We start from the raw sequence: 19,954 nt of genomic DNA on the forward strand, positions 1-19,954 counted from the left end.
TTATACGTCGTGCATGGCGGAGAAAATGGCCTCCGACTGCACTCGGATGACGAGCTTCTCCTGTTTTTCGACCTCCGCCATGCGGTCCTGCACGTCGGCGATCCCGTGCTGGGAGTCGTCGATACGAACGTGCAGGATCATGGTGAAGTAGTCGTCCATGATGGTCTGGGAGACGTTGAGGATGTTGACGTCTAGCTCGGCCAGGGCGGTGGACACGGCGGCGATGATTCCGGTGTGGTCCAGCCCGGTGACGGTCATGATTGCGATCATGCACTACATGCTACTCACCGGGTTGGACGACCTACTGTCCGGGGGAACGCAGTGCGCTTTCTACGAAGTCCAGCGCGTCGGACAGCCCCGCTGTGCCCTGCCGCTGGGCAAGCCGCCCGAGCACACCCTCGAGCACCAACTCCAGCGTCTGGGCGATCGTCTCTACCTCCACGTCCTTGCGGATCCGCCCGCTGGAGCGCTGTTCCCGCAGGCGGGTGCGCACGGTTTCGCGCAGCGCCAGCTGATCCAGCTCCCACTTGGCCGCGAAGCAGGGGTCGATGTTCACCCGGCGGGTGATCTCCACACGCATACCCCACCAGTCAGTCAAGTCTTTTGACTTGACGAGCGCACGAATGGCGCCGATGAGACCCTCGTCGGCCGCTAGTTCGGCCATCTTGCGCATGTCCTCGTGGGCAACCTCGAGAAACAGCTGATCCTTGTTGCCGTAATGGTGGAAAATCGCCCCGCGGGACTTGCCGATGGTTTCTTCCAACCGGGCGACGGTCGCGCCGTCGTAGCCGTAGGTAGCGAAGCAGTGGCGCGCGCCGGACAGGATCTCGACCTTCCGCTCTGCCAGGTCCGTGTCGCTTACTTTGGGCATCTGCTTAAACCTCGTTGAGTTGTATGGGAGCACAAAGGCGGTGACCCGCGCTTCTCTCCCCTTAGGGGAAGAGGGCGCCGGTCACCGCCTCATGCCAGGCTTATAAGGAGTTATTCCTTACTTGCCGGACATCATGTTGCGCAGAACGAACTGCAGGATGCCGCCGTTGCGGTAGTAGTCTGCCTCACCGGGGGTATCGATGCGGGTCACGGCGTCGAACTCAATCTTCTCGCCGTTCTCCTTGGTGGCAGTTACCTTGACGGTCTTCGGGGTGGAGCCGTTGTTGAGCTCCTCGATGCCCTCGATGTCGAAGGTCTCGGTGCCCTCGATGCCCAGGGACTTCCAGGACTCGCCCTCCGGGAACTGCAGCGGGACAACGCCCATGCCGATCAGGTTGGAGCGGTGGATACGCTCGAAGGACTCGGCGATGACGGCCTTCACGCCCAGCAGCAGGGTGCCCTTAGCAGCCCAGTCGCGGGAGGAGCCGGTGCCGTACTCCTTACCACCCAGAACGACCAGCGGAGTGTTCTCCTTCTGGTAGTTCATAGCAGCGTCGTAGATGAAGGACTGCGGGCCGCCCTCCTGGGTGAAGTCGCGGGTGTAGCCACCGGAAACACCGTCGAGCAGCTGGTTCTGCAGGCGGATGTTAGCGAAGGTACCGCGAACCATGACCTCGTGGTTACCACGACGTGCGCCCAGGGAGTTGTAGTCCTTGCGCTCCACACCGTTTGCATCCAGGTACTGAGCAGCCGGGGTGCCCGGCTTAATGGTGGAAGCAGGGGAGATGTGGTCGGTGGTCACGGAGTCGCCCAGCAGAGCCAGGACGCGAGCGCCCTTGACGTCATTGACAGCCTCCGGCTCCTTGCTCATACCGTCGAAGTACGGAGCCTTGCGGATGTAGGTGGACTTCGGATCCCAGTCGAAGGTCTTGCCGGAAGGAACCTCCAGGGAGCGCCAGCGCTCGTCGCCCTCGAAGACGTTTGCGTAGTCCTCGGCGTACAGGTCCTTGGTGATGGAGGAAGCGATAACTTCCTCGATGTCCTCGGTGGACGGCCAGATGTCCTTCAGGAAGACATCGTTGCCATCCTGGTCCTGGCCCAGCGGCTGGTTCTCGAAGTCGAAGTCCATCGTGCCGGCGATCGCGTAGGCGATAACCAGGATCGGGGAGGCCAAGTAGTTCATCTTGACGTCCGGGTTGATGCGCCCCTCGAAGTTACGGTTACCGGACAGGACAGCGGTGGCGGCCAGGTCGCCCTCGTTGATGCCTGCGGAGATCTCCTCCGGCAGCGGACCAGAGTTACCGATACAGGTGGTGCAGCCGTAGCCGACCAGGTAGAAGCCCATGGCCTCCAGGTCCTTCCACAGGCCCGCCTTCTCGTAGTAGCCGTTAACAACCTGGGAACCCGGCGCCATGGAGGTCTTAACCCACGGTGCGGACTTCAGACCCTTGGCAGCAGCATTGCGTGCCAGCAGGCCAGCGCCGACCATGACGGACGGGTTGGAGGTGTTGGTGCAAGAGGTGATGGAAGCGATGGCGACCATACCGTGGTCCAGCTCGATGTCCTCGCCGTTGTAGTTGACGGTGACCGGGTTGGACGGGCGGCCCTCTGCGCCTGCAGCTGCGGAAGGAATGTTGCCCTTCGCATCAGCAGCGGATGCCGGGGTGCCGGCAGCCTGGGCAGAAGTGTCCTCGGTAGCCGGACCCTCTGCGTCGAAGTCCGGGGTAGAGGCAGAAGCGTCGGCGTCGACGTAGTTGTGCAGGTCCTTGCGGAACTGTGCCTTGGAGTCGTTCAGCTCGATGCGGTCCTGCGGACGCTTCGGGCCAGCGATGGAAGGAACGACGGTGGACAGATCCAGCTCGAGGTACTCGGAGTACTCGACTTCCTTCTCCGGGTCCAGCCACATGCCCTGTGCCTTGGCGTAAGCCTCGACGCGGTCCAGGGTCTCCTGGTCGCGGCCGGTCAGCTCCAGGTACTTCACGGTCTCTTCGTCGATCGGGAACATAGCCGCGGTGGAGCCGAACTCCGGAGACATGTTGCCGATGGTTGCGCGGTTGGCCAGCGGCAGCTCGCCAACGCCCTTGCCGTAGAACTCGACGAACTTGCCGACCACGCCGTGCTGGCGCAGCATGTCGGTGATGGTCAGAACGACGTCGGTGGCGGTAACGCCAGCCGGGATCTCGCCGGTCAGCTTGAAGCCAACGACGCGCGGGATCAGCATGGAGATCGGCTGGCCGAGCATTGCAGCCTCAGCCTCGATGCCGCCGACACCCCAGCCCAGGATGCCCAGGCCGTTTTCCATGGTGGTGTGGGAGTCAGTACCAACACAGGTGTCCGGGTATGCCAGGCCGTTGTTGTCGAAGACGGAGCGGGCCAGGTACTCGATGTTCACCTGGTGGACGATGCCGGTTCCCGGAGGAACAACGCGGAAGTTCTCGAAGGCGCCGGTGCCCCAACGCAGGAACTTGTAGCGCTCGTCGTTGCGCTGGTACTCGATCTCGACGTTCTTCTCCAGAGCGTCGGCGTTACCAAATGCCTCGATGATCACGGAGTGGTCGATGACCATCTCAGCCGGGTTCAGCGGGTTAACGTCGTCTGCGTTGCCGCCCAGGGCAACCACGGCGTCACGAATGGTAGCCAGGTCAACGATGCAGGCCACGCCGGTGAAGTCCTGCATGATAACGCGGGCCGGGGTGAACTGGATCTCGAAGTTGGGCTCTGCGGAAGGATCCCAGTTGGCGATGGCCTCGATGTGCTCGCGAGTGATGTTCTTGCCATCCTCGTTGCGCAGCAGGTTCTCGCCGAGAACCTTCAGGGAGTAGGGAAGCTTCTCCATTCCCGGCACAGCATCCAGCGCGAAGTAGTCATAGGACTTCTCGCCGACCTGCAGAGTGCTCTTGGAATCGAAGGAGTTGATGCTTTCAGCCACAGTGAGCTCCTTTAATCTCTTCTCTTAGTCGAAATGTCGTCGTCGATGTGGTCGCCGCCACGCACGGGACAGCCGCCCGCGGCGGAGGCTCTGCTTACCATTGTGGCAGCATTCTTGCCGCGACGTCACTAAAAATTTTAACAGTACGATTGTCCTGCTGCGAATCCTGCGAGTTTAAGCGTGTCGCCGATACCCCCACCCCTCTTTCGGTGCTAAAAACATCCCATGACCGATACGCCTAACCCCGCCCCTTCGGACGACGTTGCGCAGCTCATTGCCTCTCTTAATGACGCCCCAGTCTTCGTCGCCGAAGATTTCCCAACCGAGGTGGAGTCTGGATCGGCCGGCCTATCCAAGAGCCTCAACGATGTGGTTGAGGCGGCCGAGAGGGGAGAGTCGGCGTCCAAAATAGGCACCCTAAAGATCGGCTACATCAACCAGGACGGGGAGCGCCACAACAGTCTGCGCGACGTGGCGCAGAAAGTGCTGGACGGCACGGACGCGGACACGGTGATCCTGAAGTCCCCGAGCCAGGCGACGGCAGTGTCGGAGAATCTGTCGCGCTATGCCATCGAATCGAACTACAAGGTTCTCTCTGGCGCCAACAGTCATCCGGAGGTGACGCAGGAGTTCCTCAACCAGGCGGCGGGGTACGAAACTCCCACAGGCCTGGCCAACGTGGGAGTGGTCCTAGCAGTGGCCGTGGCGGCCGTAATCGCTTCGTTATCAAAGCCGTGGACCAAGCAGAAATAGGTAACGGTTTAAAATAGTCAAGCCTGGGGGATTGACTAACCTTAAGGGTGAATCTAGAAAAATGGGGGCTTTCTACAGGTAGTGCAATACGACACGCCTACACGCTCATAAATGTGACATAAATCACACTTGTAACTTTTCCGTTACTATTCGCAGGTCAAGGCAATTGCCGTTACTTATGTGACTAGTGCGATTCATGGGATTCATGGTGAAAAAGTTTACGGCCTTGACTCGTGTGTTCTAGGGTTCCCAGTGTCAACTTTTGAAACGAGTTGATCTCGAAGTGATTTTTGAGAGTCACCCGACGGGACCTGTACTGATCGCATGGGGAAGTGCGGCCAGCTGGACCGAGGGTTTCGCTCGCTTCAAAGCCAGTTGTATAAACACCAGGAGAATCGATCGTGACACCACGACCACAAAGCCGTAAGCGAACGGTGTTGGCCGTCGCAGTGACCGCCGGAGTGACGCTGCAGTCGACGACTATGGTCGCCCAGGCCGACGACAAGCGCACCGTTGAAAGCTTCCTGGCCGACCTCGTCGGCCAGGTTTCTCGCGCCAAGTCCCAGGTCTCCGAGATGGAGACGCTCATGGGATCGCTGCGAGAAGATGCCAACAAGGCCCGCGTCGACCTCGTCAACAGCCAGTCCGCCGCCCAAACGGCCCAGGACAAGGTCGTGGACGCACGCGGACGCCTCAAGGATTCCGACACCGAGGTAACCAAGGCACAGTCGAAGCTGAACGACATCGCGCGTTCCGCCTACGCCCAGGGCGGCGACGCCTCCGCCGTGAACCTGGCTGCCGGCGGCAGCGACGCAGTTGGTGACACGCTCGATCGCTCCTCCTACATCGACGCAGCCTCCAAGAAGCAGAAGGACGAGGTCGACCGCCTCGACCTGGCGCGTACCCAGAACGCCAACGAGGAGTCCTCGCTACGCGACTCCCGCGATAAGGCGAACTCCGCCGTCGACGACGCGGTAAGCAAGTACAACACCGCGCGCGACACCCTGAACAACTCCCAGAAGACCCTCACCGAGAAGCAGAAGGAATACAAGCGCCTGCTCGATGAGAAGTCAAAGGCGGAGAAGGCGCTCCGCGAGGCTCGCGCCGCCGTGGAGACCTTCACCAACACCCACCCGGAGGCTTCTAGCTGGGACAAGCGCAAGGTCGCCGAGAAGGCAGCCGAGAACGCGGGAGCCAAGGTCGAGAAGGCCGAGAAGGCCGAGAAGGCCGAGGATGCCGAAGATAAGGTCCAGGAGACTCCAGCGGAGGAGACTCAGTCCACTGGGGACTCCACCGAAAACACTGAGAAAACTCAGCCGGCTGAGGCTAACGAGTCCACTGAGTCCGACCAGTCCGACCAGTCCGACGAGTCCCCGGCACAGGGCTCCCTCGGCAACCCGGCAGGTCTGCCGGAGCTCCCGGCAGAGCTGCAGTCCTCCTACGATCTGAACGCCAGCGGCGATGACCAGCGCCAGGCAGCCCTCGACGGCCTGCGCAAGGCCGGCGAGTCCGCACTGATGGCTGGCTTCACCACCGCACTGTCCGGCAACCCGGATGGTGCCGTGGCTGCCGCCGCGCGTGCGGGCCGCGAAACCGCAGGCCAGGAGTATGACCGCGCCATGGGCGGCGGCACCAGCACCGCACCGGCGACGCAGGAGACCCCGGAGACCCCCACGGCTCCGGAAACCGAGGAAGCAACCGAAGCTCAGGAGACCCCAGAAACTCCAGAGACTCCGGAGACTCCCGAAACTCCGGACAAGGCCGTTACTCCGGAGACCCCGGAGACCCCTGAAAACCCAGCTGAGGCCATCGCCGATGCACTGGACCCGAGTAGCCCCGATACCTCCGGCACCGCCGAGGAGAAGATCGAGCGCGTCATTAAGCGCGCCGAAAGCCAGCTGGGCCTGCCCTACGCATGGGGCGGCGGTAACTTCCACGGCCCGACCAAGGGCATCCGCGACGGCGGTGTAGCCGACGCGCACGGCGACTACAACAAGGTCGGCTTCGACTGCTCCGGCCTGATGATGTACGCCTTTTACGGCGTGGGCATCGAGCTACAGCACTACTCCGGCTACCAGTACACGGCCGGCAAGCAGGTTCCTTCCTCGCAGGCCAAGCGTGGCGACATGCTGTTCTGGCCGGGCCACGTCGCCCTGTACCTGGGCGATGGCAAGATGATCGAGGCCCCGCAGTCCGGCGATGTCGTCAAGATCTCCGACGTGCGCTGGGGCGGCATGCAGCCCATGGCAGTCCGCATGATCGAGTGATGATCTAACGCAGTAGCTCCCGCTGCGCATAATCCACAGCCACCATCCGGGCGGTTCTTACCGCCCGGAGCATTGGCATTAGATGGGGGTCCAGGCTCGCACCCACCTCGGAGCGTTTCGTGACCTCCACAATCGCCGCCACCTGATCGGCCCTGGCCATCAGCTTGGCGGCGCGACTGGGCACTCCCGGCGGCATCCCGGGCAGTCCAAAGGCATCGTTCAGTGCCCCCACCGCCAGCTCGGCGCGTTGAAACGCCGCCCCACCTCTCGGCACGTGCCCCGCGTTCCGCACCATCCTCGTTGCATTATCCGCAGCCTCACGCAGCAGCTGATCCGCCTCGCCCGGCGAGTAGACCGGCAGCGGCGGAACCGGGCCCTCCACCTGATCCCAGGACCAGCTGACCAGGTGGGCGTCAATAACACGAGGGCTAAGCACGTGACTGACCAAGGGGTCGCGGTCGGCAAGGATTAGTGACGCCCCCTCCGGGCCGACCGGCAACACGGTCGCGTCGCCGGGGCCGGAGAGTGCCAGTTGGATCAGGGGACGTTCGTCCAACCCGACTGGCGCCTCGTCCGCCACGGAGCGGATCTGGCCGAGCATCTCCACGAGTCCGCCGCCGTCGGGCTCCAGGCGGTGGTGCTTGCCCTGGGTGGCGTGGAAGGCGTCGATTACTTCATCCGCCCCGATAAGCCCGTGCAGCCACCAGGCCAGCCACAGGGAGGTGTTCTGCACAGGCGACCACAGTTGCGCCCCAAGCCACGTCGGTACCGGATCAGTCATTTTTCCTAGCCTAAGCTGGTTGCCCATGAGCTTCAATTACGGTGACATCATGAAGGGTCATTCCCGCAACCAGAAACCCAGCATTCCGCGCGTCGCGCCGGAGCTGGGCATGGTGGTGGAGGTCATTGCCGACGACTTCGTCGGCGCCGTGGTGGGCGGAGAGAAGACTGCCGACGGCGATTTCATTCGCCTGGAAGATCGCTACGGTAAGACGCGCCTGTTCAAGCTACGAGAGGGCGCATTCCTACTTGAGGGCAAGCCTATTACCTTGACCCGCTACGTAGATCCCCAGATGCTGCCATCGAAGCAGCGCATCTCCAACTCAGGCTCGCGCCGCGTAGAAAACGTACAAGCGAAGGTCGCGGCGCCCTCCCGCATTTGGGTGGAAGGCATTCACGATGCCGCAATTGTCGAACAAGTCTGGGGGCATGACTTGCGCGTGGAAGGCGTGGTCGTCGAGTACCTGGAGGGCCTCGACAATCTGCCGGAGCGGCTCGCCGAGTTCCAGCCCTCCGCGACCCGCCGTGTGGGCGTGCTCGCGGACCACCTCGTCGAGGGAACGAAAGAGGCGCGTTTGACCGCATCCTTAGGCCCACACGTGATGGTCACCGGCCACCCGTACATCGACATCTGGGAGGCCGTGAAGCCGCAAAGCGTTGGCATCCGCGCGTGGCCGAAGATCCCGCGCGGCATCGATTGGAAAACAGGCGTGTGCCAAGAGCTCGGCTGGGGCAGCCCGCAGGACGGCTGGCGCCGGGTAGCGTCCGCAGCCAAGACCTTCCGCGATCTGGACTCCACTTTGATTGGTGCGGTGGAAAGGTTGATCGATTTCGTTACTGTCCCACCGGAGTACTGAACCACCAACTAGGATCCTGACTATGGGTCCGATCATTTGGTTAATCGCGGCAGGAGTACTGGCTCTCGGCGAGCTCCTGGTAGCGGACATGTCCTTGCTCATGCTCAGCGCGGCCGCGTTGATTACCGCCGGAGTTTCGCTGGCGGATATTCCGGTGTGGGCGGAGATTGTGGTTTTCGGCGTGGCTTCGCTAGCGACCACCCTGGCGATCCGGCCCATCCTACGGAAACGCTTCCTGCAGACGACTCCGACGCGCACGTTTGACTACGCCGAGCTGACCGGCAAGACCGCTGAGGTAGTAGAGGCTGTCACCGACGATGTGCAAAGCGGTGGCATGGTGCGCATCGCCGGCGAGCTGTGGTCAGCCCGCTCGGCAAACTTGGGGGATACTTACCCCCAAGGAGAGTCCGTGCAAGTGATAGACATCGACGGCACGACGGCGGTCGTGTGGCGAAACAATTAGAAGGGCTTAAAACATGAGCTTCACAATTTTCTTGGTGGTCTTACTGGTCATCATTGCGACGATCATCATCAAGATGGTCGCCCTCATCCCGCAGGGTGAGGCGGCAGTCATCGAACGCTTGGGTACGTACACCCGCACTGTTTCTGGCGGCCTGACGATCCTCGTTCCGTTCGTCGACCGTATCCGCGACAAGGTCGATACCCGTGAGCAGGTCGTGAGCTTCCCGCCCCAGGCCGTGATCACGCAGGATAACCTGACCGTCGCCATCGATACGGTGGTTACCTTCCAGATCAACGATCCGGCCCGCGCCATCTACGGCGTGAACAACTACATCGTCGGCGTGGAGCAGATTTCCGTCGCCACGCTGCGCGATGTGGTTGGTGGTATGACGCTGGAGGAGACCCTGACTTCCCGTGAGGTCATCAACCGCCGCCTGCGCGGCGAGTTGGACGCGGCCACCACCAAGTGGGGCCTGCGCATCTCCCGCGTGGAGCTGAAGGCCATCGATCCGCCGGCATCCATCCAGCAGTCGATGGAGATGCAGATGAAGGCGGACCGCGAGAAGCGCGCCATGATTCTTACCGCCGAGGGTCGCCGTGAGTCGGACATCAAGACCGCCGAGGGTGAGAAGCAGGCCCGCATCCTGGCCGCCGAGGGTGAAAAGCACGCGCACATCCTGGCCGCAGAGGCCGAACGCCAGGCAGCCATCCTGCGCGCGGAGGGTACCCGCGCTGCCCGCTACCTGGAGGCCCAGGGTGAGGCCAAGGCCATCCAGAAGGTCAACGCGGCCATCAAGTCCGCCCAGGTCACGCCAGAGGTGCTGGCCTACCAGTACCTGGAGAAGCTGCCGGAGATGGCGAAGGGCTCTGCCAACAAGACCTGGATGATCCCAATGCAGTTCGGCGACTCCCTGGAGCAGTTCGCCAAGGCCCTGGCCAAGAAGGACGACGAGGGAGTATTCCGTTACGAGCCGAAGCCGGTGGACGATGCCACTCGCGAGCAGGCCAACGAGTCGAGCTCCGAGGATTGGTTCAACACCGCCTCCTCACCCGAGATCGCCGAGGCCGTTGCCGCCGCCAACGCCGTGGCGAACAAGCCCGTCGACGAAGCGGCGCTCGATAATCCCTACAACGAACGCTAGTTCTTTAGCTCGTCCGCCCTGGCCAGCATGTGCACGGCCAGGGTCCAGCCGGCCTGCTCCGCATGCCAGCCCGCTGCGGCCAGCCGCTGGCTCATCGCCTGCTTGCTGATGCCCACAATCTCCGCCGCCTCGGCCTGCAAGTGCCCAGCGCGCAGCAGGGCAGTGGCCTCGCGGCCCTCCTTTGTGCGCCGCGCCAGCACGTGGGCCAGCAGGGTGAAGGCCGCCGCGATGTCCTGGGCAACTTCGGCCGCCCGCCCCGGGGCGATCACACCGCCCGGGCCTGGCTTTTCAATCCGCACCGATACCGCACCCGCACGCTGCGAGCGGGTCACCGCACGGGTGGCTGCACCGATGGTCTCTTCCACGGACGACGGGGCGTCACCATCAACCTCCGCAACCACCGAGCCAATGCCGAGCGCGAAGTCACCCGCCTGCAGCAAAGACATCACCAGACCGCCGGCCTCGTCGGGGCCTGGCGCGATGCAGACGAAGTCCTCGATGCCCTTCATCTCCACGGACTCGACCATCGAGGATCGCTCCAGCGCCGCCGCGACGTCGCGGACGTACTCTCCACGGCGTTGCGAACGGCCCCGGTAAGCGGCATACACGGCAAACATGTTTATAAACCTACTTCATTGGCTTTGCGCAGCTGGCGCCAGAGTCGAATCTCGTTAGCGGCGAGCGCGAATCCGGTGCACACCACCACAACGCTGAGTAGCAAGATCCACGGCTGACCGCCCGTTGCGAGCGCGTCGGAGGCCATGGCCGTGGCGATGGTGTTCGGCGCGGAACCCACGATTGTGGCCAGCACATAGGGCACAAACGGGATGCGGCTCAGCCCACAGGCGTAGTTCAGCAGCGAAAAGGGTATGGCCGGAACCATGCGCAGCCCCAGCACGGCAATCCAGCCACGCTCGGCGATCCTTTCCTGCAGAAACTGGATGCGCTGGGCATCGCGGGTCTTCTTTTCCACCCACTTGCCACCGACGGCATGCACCAGGATCAGCGACAGCGCGGCAGAGGCGCCCACGCCCACCAGCGCCAGCACTGAACCCCACAGGGACCCGAACATCACTCCTGCAGCAATGGTCCAGATGGTGCGGGGGAGCGGCAGCTGGGTGAAGGCGACCAACAGCACCACAAAAGTCAACGGCGCCCACGCGCCCGTGGAGGCCACCCAGGTGCGAATATCCTCGACCGCGGGTTTCGGGACGAAGTAGACGAATGCGACCAGCAGGATGGGTACGAGGATGCTTAGAAAACGGTACCGCAGCTTTAGCCCCCACCACGCGCTAAAGGCGTGGCCTACAAAGCGTGGGATTTTCATGTTGTGTCCGGAGGGGGACTTGAACCCCCACGTCCGTTAATAGGACACTAGCACCTCAAGCTAGCGCGTCTGCCATTCCGCCACCCGGACTTGGGTTGCGCACACCACAGTAAGTGGTTGCAACTCCCGTCACTTTAATGCCAAGCCAGTGATTTACACAAATACGCAGGTCACAGGGAGTTACTTGTATATGGATAAGCACTTTAGTGCGCTCGTCGAAAGCTTTGACTAGCGTGGTGCTATGTCCGAAAACAATGCACAGCACCAGCCCACTTACATCGATGACCGTTTCCCCGGCCCGGATCCGTACGCGCCGCTGACGGACCTGCCCGCACTGGAGGTCACCAGCGAGACCTTCGCCGACGGCGATCGCCTGCCCGAGGATCAGCTGGGAGGCAACGACGTCTCGCCCCAGCTGAGCTGGTCTAAAGGCCCGGAGGGCACGAAGACTTACGCGGTTACCTGTTTTGATCCGGACGCCCCTACGGCCAGCGGCTTTTGGCACTGGGCCGTCTTTAACATTCCGGCGGACGTAACCTCCCTGCCTCTTGGTGCTGGCAACGAGGACCTGAGCGGCCTGCCCGAGGGGGCGGTGGCGCTACGCGGCGACAGCCGTTCCTGGGGCTACTACGGCGCCAACCCGCCGGCCGGCCACGGCCCGCACCGCTACCTGTTCGCCGTCCACGCGGTGGGCGAGGAGCTGGACATCGATGACCGCCAGACCCCGACCGTCCTGGGCTTTAACCTGAACTTCAAGGCGACCGCCCGCGGCATCCTCTGGGGTTGGGCTGAGAACTAGTTTTCCACCCACGGCAACCCGCTGCCCACGGCCTGCGAGATGTTCTCCAGGCCGTGGGCTTTCAGCTGTGCGGACAGACCCTGGTGGATCTCGCGGATCCAATCCGGGCCGCCGTAGATGAACGGTGTGTAGCCCTGGATCAGGCTGGCACCAGCGGCGATGCGCTCCCACGCGGCCCGCGGGGAGTCGATTCCACCCACGCCGATCAAAACCAGCTTCCCGTCGGCGCGGGCCGCCAGGCGGCGCAGCACCTCCAGCGCCCGGGCTGCCACCGGGGCGCCGGAAATTCCGCCCGCGCCCATGGCCTCCACCTCGTGTGCCGGGGTCTTCAGGCCCTCGCGGCTGATGGTGGTGTTCGTGGCGATCAGGCCCGTCACTCCCATCTCGATAGCCAGGTCGCAGACCTTGTCAATGTCCTCATCGCTCAGGTCCGGGGCGATCTTCACGAACAGCGGGCGGGTGCTTTCCTCCTGCACCGCGCGGATGATCGGGCGTAGGGATTCCACCGCCTGCAGGTCGCGCAACCCCGGGGTGTTGGGGGAGGAGACGTTGATAACCAGGTAGTCGGCCACCCCGCCGATGGCCTTGGCGGACTCGCGGTAGTCGCGATCGGCAATCTCAGCGGCCACCAGCTTGGACTTACCGAGGTTCGCGCCCACCGGGATGCCCGTGCTGCGCTTCGCCAAGTGCATCGCCGCCGCACGCGACCCCTCATTGTTGAAGCCCATACGGTTGAGGATCGCCTTATCCTGCGGCAGGCGGAACAAGCGCGGGGTGGGGTTGCCCGGCTGCGCTAGGGCGGTGACGGTGCCGATCTCTGCGAAACCGAATCCTAGCGGGCCCCAGGCGTCGACCTCCTTGGCATCCTTGTCGAATCCCGCGGCTAGGCCGAGCGGACGTGGGAAGGTGAGACCGGCGATCTGCTGGCTCAGCGCGTCATCGTGCACTGCCAGTGCGCCGTCCATCGCGGACAGGGCCGCCCTGGATCCTGCAACCTGCTGCAACCCGCGGGACATCAGCCCGTGGATGCGCTCCGGGCGCAGGGTAAACATCCCCTTCAGCGCCACCTGGTAGGCGCCGTGGCGAATCTTCTTCAGCATTTCTGATCCCCTTTTATTCCTTCTCCGCCGGGTACTCGTCTTCCGGCGTCGTCTGCTTGTCCTTCACCGCGTCGTCCACGCTCTGTGTGCTGTACACACTGACTTTTCCGTCCTCTGTGACCAGCACCAACGCGCCGCTGGCGGCGTCCAAAATTTCGCGCACCTTGCTCGGCGCCTCGACCTCGGCAACCTTCACGGGCGCGCCGCTGTCGATGAGGAAGGACGTCAGCTTGTTTTCCCCGGCCGAGCTCACCCAGGCCAGCTGGCGCTTCGCATCCCACGCCACGCCCCACGGGGAGGCCTTCGTGGGGATCGCCTGGTGCAGGCGTACGACGTCGTTCATGGTGTAAATAAGCATCTGATCCTGACGCGCGTCGCTGGCAACCACCACGCCGTCGTCGCCGCGCCCGGTGGCCACCTGGCCCACGCCCTGGCCGATGCGCAGGGAGGCGTTCAGAGAACCATCGTCCACGTCCACGTCGTTGATGCTGGTCTGCCCCCGGTCGATCAGCGCAGCGCGCTGTCCGCGGCCGTGCGGCTTGACCAACACCGCCTCGTCTAGGCTCCGGCTCACGATCGCATCGCCGGTCTCGTTGCCGTCCTTGTCGTAGAAGCGCGCCTTGTCCTCGCCCGCCTTGCCCAGCACGGCCTTGCCATTATCCAGGAAGGTCACGGTGGTCACCTTGCCGTCCACGTCCAGGCTGCGGGTCTCCTTGCCGTCCGGGCTCAGTTCGATGGCCTTGTCCTGGCAGGCCACCGCCACGCCCGTCGCGGTAGTGGAGATGTTGTCGCAGGAATCGTCGACATCTACCTGGCTCGGCTCGTCCTTGGGACTGGTGGCGTCAATAAAGTGCACCTTGCCCTTCGTAAGCACCGCAACCAGGTTCGCTCCCGGCGCGTTCTCGTCGGCAGAAAGGCCCACGCGCGCGGCTCCCAGGGTGGATTCCCCCAGCTCGATCTGCTCGCCCAGACCGGACGAATCATCGGGGGAATCCTGCGGCTGCGCGGGCTCACCCGCAACGGGCGCGTTTTCTTCCGGCTCTTCGGATCCACAGGCGGAAAGTGACCCCAGGGCCAGGGCGGCAGCGGCGGTCACGCAGAGGGTTCGGCTAAAGCGATTGACGTGCACATTCACAACTTCTAACGCTACCAGCCCGGCCACGTCACTCTTTCACGACGGGGGAGAAGGACTAGGCTCAATCCCCATGACTACAGATATGACTTGGGCGCAGACGATCATTCTGTCGCTTATCCAGGGTCTGACGGAGTTCCTACCTGTGTCTTCGTCCGGCCACCTGCGCATCTTCTCCACCCTGTTGTGGGGCGAGGATGCCGGCGCGTCGTTCACGGCCGTCATCCAGCTGGGCACAGAGCTGGCGGTGCTGGTGTTCTTCGCCAAGGACATATGGAACATCGCCAGCGCCTGGTGCAAGGGCGTGTGGGAGTGGCTCACCGACCTCACCGGCAAGCACGGCCGCCGCATTCACCGCCAGAGCTTCGACTACCGGATGGGCTGGATGGTCATCGTCGGTACCCTGCCCGTGGCTGTCCTGGGGTACCTGGGCAAGGACCTGATCCGCGATAACCTGCGCAACCTCTGGATCACTGCCACGATGCTGGTGCTGTTCTCCTTCGTCTTCATCCTCGCTGAGCGCATGGGCCGCCACGAGCGCAGCTTCAACCAGCTGACCATGCGCGATTCGGTGATCATGGGCTTCGCGCAGTGCCTGGCGCTCATCCCGGGTGTGTCCCGCTCCGGCGGCACGGTCTCGGCTGGCCTGTTCTTGAACCTGGATCGCGAGGTCGCCACCCGTTACTCTTTCCTGCTCGCCATCCCTGCTGTGCTGGCCTCGGGGCTTTTCTCGCTTCCTGACGCCTTTAGCCCCGACGCCGGACAGGCCGCCTCGGGCGCCCAGTTGTTCGTGGGCACCGCAATTGCCTTTGCGGTGGGCTATGCGTCTATCGCCTGGCTGCTGAAGTTCGTGGCCAACCACTCGTTTGCCTGGTTTGCGCTGTGGCGCATCCCGCTGGGCCTGGCGGTCATGGCCCTGCTCGCATTCGGGGTACTGCCAGCCTAGAATCGAAACCCATGCACTCTTGGCCCGAACCGGAAGTTCCACAGCTGCCGGGTGAAGCCCCGCAGCTTCGCCTGTACGACACCGCGGACGACGTGGTGAAACCCGTCGAGATTCCCGCCGGGGAGGTGGGGATGTACGTCTGCGGCATTACTCCCTACGACTCCACCCACCTGGGCCACGCAGCCACCTATCTGACCTTCGACCTGATCCACCGCTACCTGCGCGCGGGCGGGCACGGCGTGCACTACGTGCAGAACATCACCGACGTGGACGATCCATTGTTTGAGCGCGCCGAGCGGGACGGGGTGGATTGGCAGGATCTGGGCACTAGCCAGATCGACCTGTTCCGCTCCGACATGGAGGACCTGGCGGTCATCCCGCCGCGCGACTACATCGGCGCGATGGAATCCATCGACGAGGTCATCGAGATGGTGGCCAAGCTCCTGGAGGTCGGCGCTGCCTACCAGCTGGAAGGCGACGAGTACCCGGACATCTACGCCGACTACACCTTCCTGCCGCAGTTCGGCTACGAGTCCCGCTACGACGAAGAGCAGATGGCGGAGTTCTTCGCCGAGCGCGGGGGAGACCCGGAGCGCCCCGGCAAGCGGCACCCGCTGGACGCGCTGCTGTGGCGCGCCCACCGCGACGGCGAGCCGAAGTGGGAGTCTCCCTTTGGCGCCGGTCGCCCCGGCTGGCACATCGAATGCTCAGCCATTGCTGTCAACCGTCTAGGTGCCCCCTTCGCAATCCAAGGTGGCGGCAGCGACCTGCGCTTCCCGCACCACGAGTTCTCCGCCACCCACGCCGAGGCCGCCCACGGAGTAGATCGCATGGCCCACCACTACGTCCACACCGGCATGATCGGCCTGGACGGCACCAAGATGAGCAAGTCGCTGGGCAACCTCGTGTTCGTCTCCAAGCTCACCGCCGCCGGCCACGAGCCCGCGGCCATCCGCCTGGGCGTGTACGCGGGCCACTATCGCCAGGACCGCGACTGGACCAAGGAAGTGCTGGCTCACGCCGAGCATCGCCTGGCCACCTGGCGGGCGGCCCTGGTCGCAGGCTCCACCACGACCGACAAGGCCCGCGAGCTGGTAGCCACCGTGCGCGGCCACCTGGCCAATGACCTCGACACGGCGGCGGCCCTGGAGGCGCTCGACCACTGGGCCGCGGCCACCAAGGCTGGGGCGGCAGGGGACGAGGCTGCGGCGTCAGAAATAAAAACCGCAATCGATGCGCTGCTGGGCGTGCGCCTCTAGCTCACACAGGGCAAACTGTCTCTTATGAGCACCACACAGCTGAGCACAGCCACCACATCCGCCCGCGAAGAGTTCCTCGACAACCTGCGCCAAATGGCGACAGGCAGCTACCTGCGCGACGAGGATCGCGAGTTTTGGGAGGCCCCGTACCCGGAGTCCGCGGTGGACGACGCGCAGGCCATCGTCGACGGCATGCTGCAGGCCGCGCAGTCCGTGGCCGCCAGCAGCGAAGCCGAGCTGAAGAAGATCGCCGCCTCTCTGCACCTGCAAAACACCGAGGAAAGCGCCGACGAGCAGCCCACCGCAACCACCCTCGCGATCACCGCCGTGATCAACCAGCACATCGAAAAGCTCAAGGAGCTCTCCGCCCGCCATGAGCACGCGCTGCTGGAGGACGAGGAGATCAAGGACCTGCTCGCCCTGGTGGAGAAGCTGGCCGTAGACCTGGATGCCGACGATATGTTCGTGACCACCCAGGCCGAGGCCGTCTGCGAGGCCTAGCGCGGGGCCAGCATGATCCCCTGGTTGCAGGTGCCGATGAGCCCCTGCTCGTCGTAGATCCGCGTGACCGTGGTGCCGATGCCGTCGGTGCCGTAGTTGGCCTCCGCGGATAGGCCCAGCCACTCTCCGCGCATCTCGTGGTGCAGGTAGACGGTGGTGTCGACGTTCATGTACGTCCACTTGTCCGTATCCAGCAGGTTGTTCAGGCCGTTGGCGATGTCCACCGTCTTCATCAGGCGCACCCACGTGGAATCCTCCTTGCCCTCGACGGCGGGCAGGTCGGTGCGCGACCAGTAGATCGCGGGGTTGCGGGATTCGTCGACGTTCAGGTGGCGCTCGTCCAGGTCGGCACGGCGGGCCTCGATGGAGTTGATGTAACCACTGGCCCAGCGTTCGAGGAAGTCGCTGCCATCCCCGGCGCCGGCCGGGCCAGGCATCGGCTCGCCGACGGTGCGCTCGATCTCCTTTGTATCCCCGCGGCGGATCCACCAGCCGGAGCCGCGGATAAACTCGCGGCCGGATTCGTCGGTGACGATGGCCTCCAGGAAGCTGATGCGCTTTCCGGGGCGCACCACCCGCGCGTGGGTGCGCAGCTCGCTGAGCGGCACAGCGCCCAGGATCTCGACGGTCATTCGGCTAAAACGGCCTTCCTCCAGGGACAGCCCGGCATCGCGCGCGCCGTCTTCCAGCACCGTGGCTACCAGCGCGGCGGGCGGGGAGCCGTGCTGGAAGCCCGGCCCCCAGGGGCTTTCGGTGTGCTGGGTGGGGTGGTAGTTGCGGTAGATCTGGCCTTCCTCCTCCGTGACCTTGCCGGGGACGAAGTATGCCGACTGCTCGCTCATCGTGCTCCTTACTCCTGGGGTGTGTCCTACGTCACTAACTATGTCACAGGGGCGCCGGTGGGAAGCGCAATTGACCTAAACTGAACGTCATCATGAAAGCAATACTTTGGGACATGGACGGCACCCTGGTCGATACCGAACCGCTGTGGGGCATCGCAACCTTCGAGATGGGCGAGAAGATGGGGCGCCCGCTGACCGCGGAAGTGCGGGAGAAGACCGTCGGCGCGACCACCCCCACCACCGTTGAGATCTGCGCGGCACATGCGGGGTTGGTTCTTGATGACGCCGCCAAGGCCGAATGGCTGAACTTCATGTACACGCGCGTCGAGGAGCTCCTTGCGGGGCAGCTGGAATTCCGCCCCGGCATCAGGGAGATTCTTTCCGAGGCCAAGGCCGCCGGGTTCCCGATGGCGCTGGTGACAAACACGAACCGTGCCCTGACCGAGGTTTCTCTGAATTCCATTGGCCGCGAATTCTTCGACTTCACCCTGTGCGGCGACGAGGTGCCGAACGGCAAGCCCGCCCCGGATATCTACGCCACCGCCGCCGCGCGCTTTGGTTTCGCCCCCGACGAGTGCCTGGTGGTGGAGGATTCCACCACGGGCATGACCGCCGCCCGCGACGCGGGCTGCCGCGTGCTGGGCGCCCCCACCGACCCGGAGACCGCGATCCCGCAAGGAGTGCGCACCCTGGCTGAACTGCGCGGGGGAGCCCAGGACTTGAGAGGCTACGCATTGGAGGATCTGCGCCGAATTTACGCAGAGCTGGGGCGCACTGCGCCGGCCGATGTGCGATCTGCCACAATGGAAGGCGTGAACGAACAAGAACTCAAGACCTTCGATTCCCTTTTCGCCGAGTTGTCTTCCCGCGCCAAGGAGCGCCCCGAGGGCTCCGGCACGGTCAAGGCTCTGGACGCCGGGGTGCATTTCCAGGGCAAGAAGATCGTCGAAGAGGCCGGCGAGGTGTGGCTGGCCGCGGAGTACGAGTCAGACGAGGAGCTGGCCGAGGAGATCTCCCAACTGCTGTACTGGCTGCAGGTCGTGATGGTTGGCCGTGGCCTGACCCCCGCTGACGTTTACAAGTACCTCTAAACCACAAAAGCAAACCCGAGAAAGGCAGCCACCACGATCATGCTGCGCGTCGCAGTCCCCAACAAGGGTTCCCTGTCCGAGACAGCCACCTCGATCCTGAAGGAGGCCGGCTACGCCACCCGCGGCGATTCGAAGTCTCTGACTATCGCCGACGAGGACAACGGGGTAGAGTTCTACTTCCTGCGCCCCAAGGACATCGCGATTTACATCGCCTCCGGCCACCTGGACATCGGCATCACCGGCCGCGACCTGGCCGCGGACACGCGCGAGGAGGTCGACGAGCTGCTACCCCTGGGCTTCGGCGCTTCCACCTTCCGCTATGCCGCTCCGAAGGACGAGGACTGGACCGTCGAGCAGCTCGCTGGCAAGCGCATCGCCACCAGCTACCCGAACCTGGTGCGCAAGGACCTCGCCAACCGGGGACTGGAGGCACAGGTGATTCGCCTGGACGGCGCGGTGGAGATCTCCATCCGCCTAGGTGTAGCCGACGTCATCGCCGACGTGGTCTCCACCGGCCGGACGCTGCGCCAGCAGGGCCTGAAGCCCTTCGGCGAGCCGCTGTGCGTCTCCGAGGCCGTGATCGTCGGCCGCAAAGGCGCGGAGGTGACCGCCGAGCAGCGGGTGCTCATCAAGCGCATCCAGGGCATCCTGCACGCCCACAACTACGTGATGCTGGACTACAACGTGGCCCGCGAGAACCTGGACAAGGTCGCCGCCATCACGCCGGGGCTGTCCGCCCCGACCGTCTCCCCGCTGGCCAACGACAGCTGGGTGGCCGTCCGCGCTATGGTGCCGAAGACCCAGGCCAACTCCCTGATGGACGAGCTTTCCGCCCTCGGCGCGGAGGCAATTCTGGCTACCGACATAAGGATCGCGCGCATCTAGGTCCAATTTCGT

At 63.9% G+C, this 19,954-nt stretch carries 20 protein-coding genes and 1 tRNA gene; 11 read left to right on the top strand and 10 right to left on the bottom strand.

Features of this window, described 5'->3' with window-relative positions:
• The 3 genes from MHX52_RS00870 to MHX52_RS00880 form a co-directional block, all read right to left on the bottom strand.
• On the bottom strand, positions 1-270 hold the full coding sequence (locus tag MHX52_RS00870; protein WP_005294749.1) for an ACT domain-containing protein: 270 nt from the start codon (positions 268-270) through the stop codon (positions 1-3).
• A 31-nt stretch (positions 271-301) separates the two neighbouring features.
• Complete coding sequence (locus MHX52_RS00875) at positions 302-871, bottom strand: TetR/AcrR family transcriptional regulator (protein ID WP_049049973.1); 570 nt, start codon at positions 869-871, stop codon at positions 302-304.
• A 117-nt stretch (positions 872-988) separates the two neighbouring features.
• A complete protein-coding gene (locus MHX52_RS00880; protein WP_035003925.1) occupies positions 989-3,799 on the bottom strand; it encodes an aconitate hydratase in 2,811 nt (936 codons plus the stop codon).
• 225 nt (positions 3,800-4,024) lie between these two features.
• Between MHX52_RS00880 and MHX52_RS00885 the strand changes: the two genes are divergently transcribed.
• A complete protein-coding gene (locus tag MHX52_RS00885) occupies positions 4,025-4,552 on the top strand; it encodes a DUF6676 family protein (protein ID WP_239316066.1) in 528 nt (175 codons plus the stop codon).
• Between the two features lie 401 nt (positions 4,553-4,953).
• Entirely contained in the window at positions 4,954-6,819 is a 1,866-nt protein-coding gene (locus MHX52_RS00890) for a DIP1281 family NlpC/P60 protein (protein ID WP_239316068.1), read from the top strand.
• A 4-nt stretch (positions 6,820-6,823) separates the two neighbouring features.
• Here MHX52_RS00890 and MHX52_RS00895 read toward each other — a convergent pair whose 3' ends face one another.
• Entirely contained in the window at positions 6,824-7,600 is a 777-nt protein-coding gene (locus MHX52_RS00895) for a hypothetical protein (protein WP_035012320.1), read from the bottom strand.
• A 25-nt stretch (positions 7,601-7,625) separates the two neighbouring features.
• On the opposite strand from MHX52_RS00895, the gene MHX52_RS00900 reads away from it, so the two are divergent.
• Genes MHX52_RS00900 through MHX52_RS00910 form a run of 3 tightly spaced genes read left to right on the top strand, consistent with a single transcriptional unit; the run spans position 7,626 to position 10,060 of the window.
• Positions 7,626-8,456, top strand: coding sequence for a DUF3097 domain-containing protein (locus MHX52_RS00900; protein WP_239316077.1), 831 nt, complete (start codon positions 7,626-7,628; stop codon positions 8,454-8,456).
• A gap of 22 nt (positions 8,457-8,478) precedes the next feature.
• The gene (locus MHX52_RS00905; protein WP_035003935.1) at positions 8,479-8,919 is read left to right on the top strand and encodes an NfeD family protein; all 441 of its coding nucleotides are present in this window, start codon (positions 8,479-8,481) and stop codon (positions 8,917-8,919) included.
• A gap of 13 nt (positions 8,920-8,932) precedes the next feature.
• Entirely contained in the window at positions 8,933-10,060 is a 1,128-nt protein-coding gene (locus MHX52_RS00910) for an SPFH domain-containing protein (RefSeq protein ID WP_035003937.1), read from the top strand.
• Here MHX52_RS00910 and MHX52_RS00915 read toward each other — a convergent pair.
• The 3 genes from MHX52_RS00915 to MHX52_RS00925 form a co-directional block, all read right to left on the bottom strand.
• Positions 10,057-10,677: a hypothetical protein gene (locus MHX52_RS00915; protein WP_005294724.1), complete on the bottom strand. Its 621-nt coding sequence runs from the start codon at positions 10,675-10,677 to the stop codon at positions 10,057-10,059. The genes MHX52_RS00910 and MHX52_RS00915 overlap by 4 nt on opposite strands.
• Positions 10,678-10,679: 2 nt before the next feature.
• On the bottom strand, positions 10,680-11,387 hold the full coding sequence (locus MHX52_RS00920) for a TVP38/TMEM64 family protein (protein WP_239316079.1): 708 nt from the start codon (positions 11,385-11,387) through the stop codon (positions 10,680-10,682).
• Positions 11,388-11,391: 4 nt separating this feature from the next.
• Positions 11,392-11,477, bottom strand: a tRNA-Leu gene (locus tag MHX52_RS00925).
• Positions 11,478-11,628: 151 nt separating this feature from the next.
• Here MHX52_RS00925 and MHX52_RS00930 point away from each other — a divergent pair.
• Positions 11,629-12,186, top strand: coding sequence for a YbhB/YbcL family Raf kinase inhibitor-like protein (locus MHX52_RS00930; RefSeq protein ID WP_035003939.1), 558 nt, complete (start codon positions 11,629-11,631; stop codon positions 12,184-12,186).
• Here MHX52_RS00930 and MHX52_RS00935 read toward each other — a convergent pair.
• Positions 12,183-13,286, bottom strand: coding sequence for a quinone-dependent dihydroorotate dehydrogenase (locus MHX52_RS00935; protein WP_239316081.1), 1,104 nt, complete (start codon positions 13,284-13,286; stop codon positions 12,183-12,185). The two genes, MHX52_RS00930 and MHX52_RS00935, sit on opposite strands and share 4 nt — an antisense overlap.
• 13 nt (positions 13,287-13,299) lie before the next feature.
• Positions 13,300-14,421, bottom strand: a complete 1,122-nt coding sequence (locus tag MHX52_RS00940) for a hypothetical protein (protein WP_239316083.1) — start codon at positions 14,419-14,421, stop codon at positions 13,300-13,302.
• Positions 14,422-14,491: 70 nt separating this feature from the next.
• Here MHX52_RS00940 and MHX52_RS00945 point away from each other — a divergent pair, with 70 nt between their 5' ends.
• Genes MHX52_RS00945 through MHX52_RS00955 form a run of 3 tightly spaced genes read left to right on the top strand, consistent with a single transcriptional unit; the run spans position 14,492 to position 17,124 of the window.
• A complete protein-coding gene (locus MHX52_RS00945) occupies positions 14,492-15,364 on the top strand; it encodes an undecaprenyl-diphosphate phosphatase (protein ID WP_035003944.1) in 873 nt (290 codons plus the stop codon).
• 11 nt (positions 15,365-15,375) lie between these two features.
• Positions 15,376-16,623, top strand: a complete 1,248-nt coding sequence (mshC, locus tag MHX52_RS00950) for a cysteine--1-D-myo-inosityl 2-amino-2-deoxy-alpha-D-glucopyranoside ligase (protein WP_239316085.1) — start codon at positions 15,376-15,378, stop codon at positions 16,621-16,623.
• Between the two features lie 24 nt (positions 16,624-16,647).
• Positions 16,648-17,124 (top strand): hypothetical protein, encoded by a 477-nt coding sequence (locus MHX52_RS00955; protein WP_239316087.1) that lies wholly within the window; start codon positions 16,648-16,650, stop codon positions 17,122-17,124.
• Here MHX52_RS00955 and MHX52_RS00960 read toward each other — a convergent pair.
• Positions 17,121-17,966 carry a thioesterase family protein gene (locus MHX52_RS00960; protein ID WP_035003951.1) on the bottom strand — a complete coding sequence of 282 codons (846 nt, stop codon included), beginning with the start codon at positions 17,964-17,966 and terminating at the stop codon, positions 17,121-17,123. The two genes, MHX52_RS00955 and MHX52_RS00960, sit on opposite strands and share 4 nt — an antisense overlap.
• A gap of 92 nt (positions 17,967-18,058) precedes the next feature.
• On the opposite strand from MHX52_RS00960, the gene MHX52_RS00965 reads away from it, so the two are divergent.
• Positions 18,059-19,057 carry a phosphoribosyl-ATP diphosphatase gene (locus tag MHX52_RS00965; RefSeq protein WP_035003953.1) on the top strand — a complete coding sequence of 333 codons (999 nt, stop codon included), beginning with the start codon at positions 18,059-18,061 and terminating at the stop codon, positions 19,055-19,057.
• A 39-nt stretch (positions 19,058-19,096) separates the two neighbouring features.
• Entirely contained in the window at positions 19,097-19,942 is an 846-nt protein-coding gene (gene hisG, locus MHX52_RS00970; protein WP_034987593.1) for an ATP phosphoribosyltransferase, read from the top strand.
• Positions 19,943-19,954: the final 12 nt, after the last annotated feature.

Source organism: Corynebacterium sp. ACRQJ (assembly GCF_022346045.1).
GTDB lineage: Bacteria > Actinomycetota > Actinomycetes > Mycobacteriales > Mycobacteriaceae > Corynebacterium > Corynebacterium evansiae.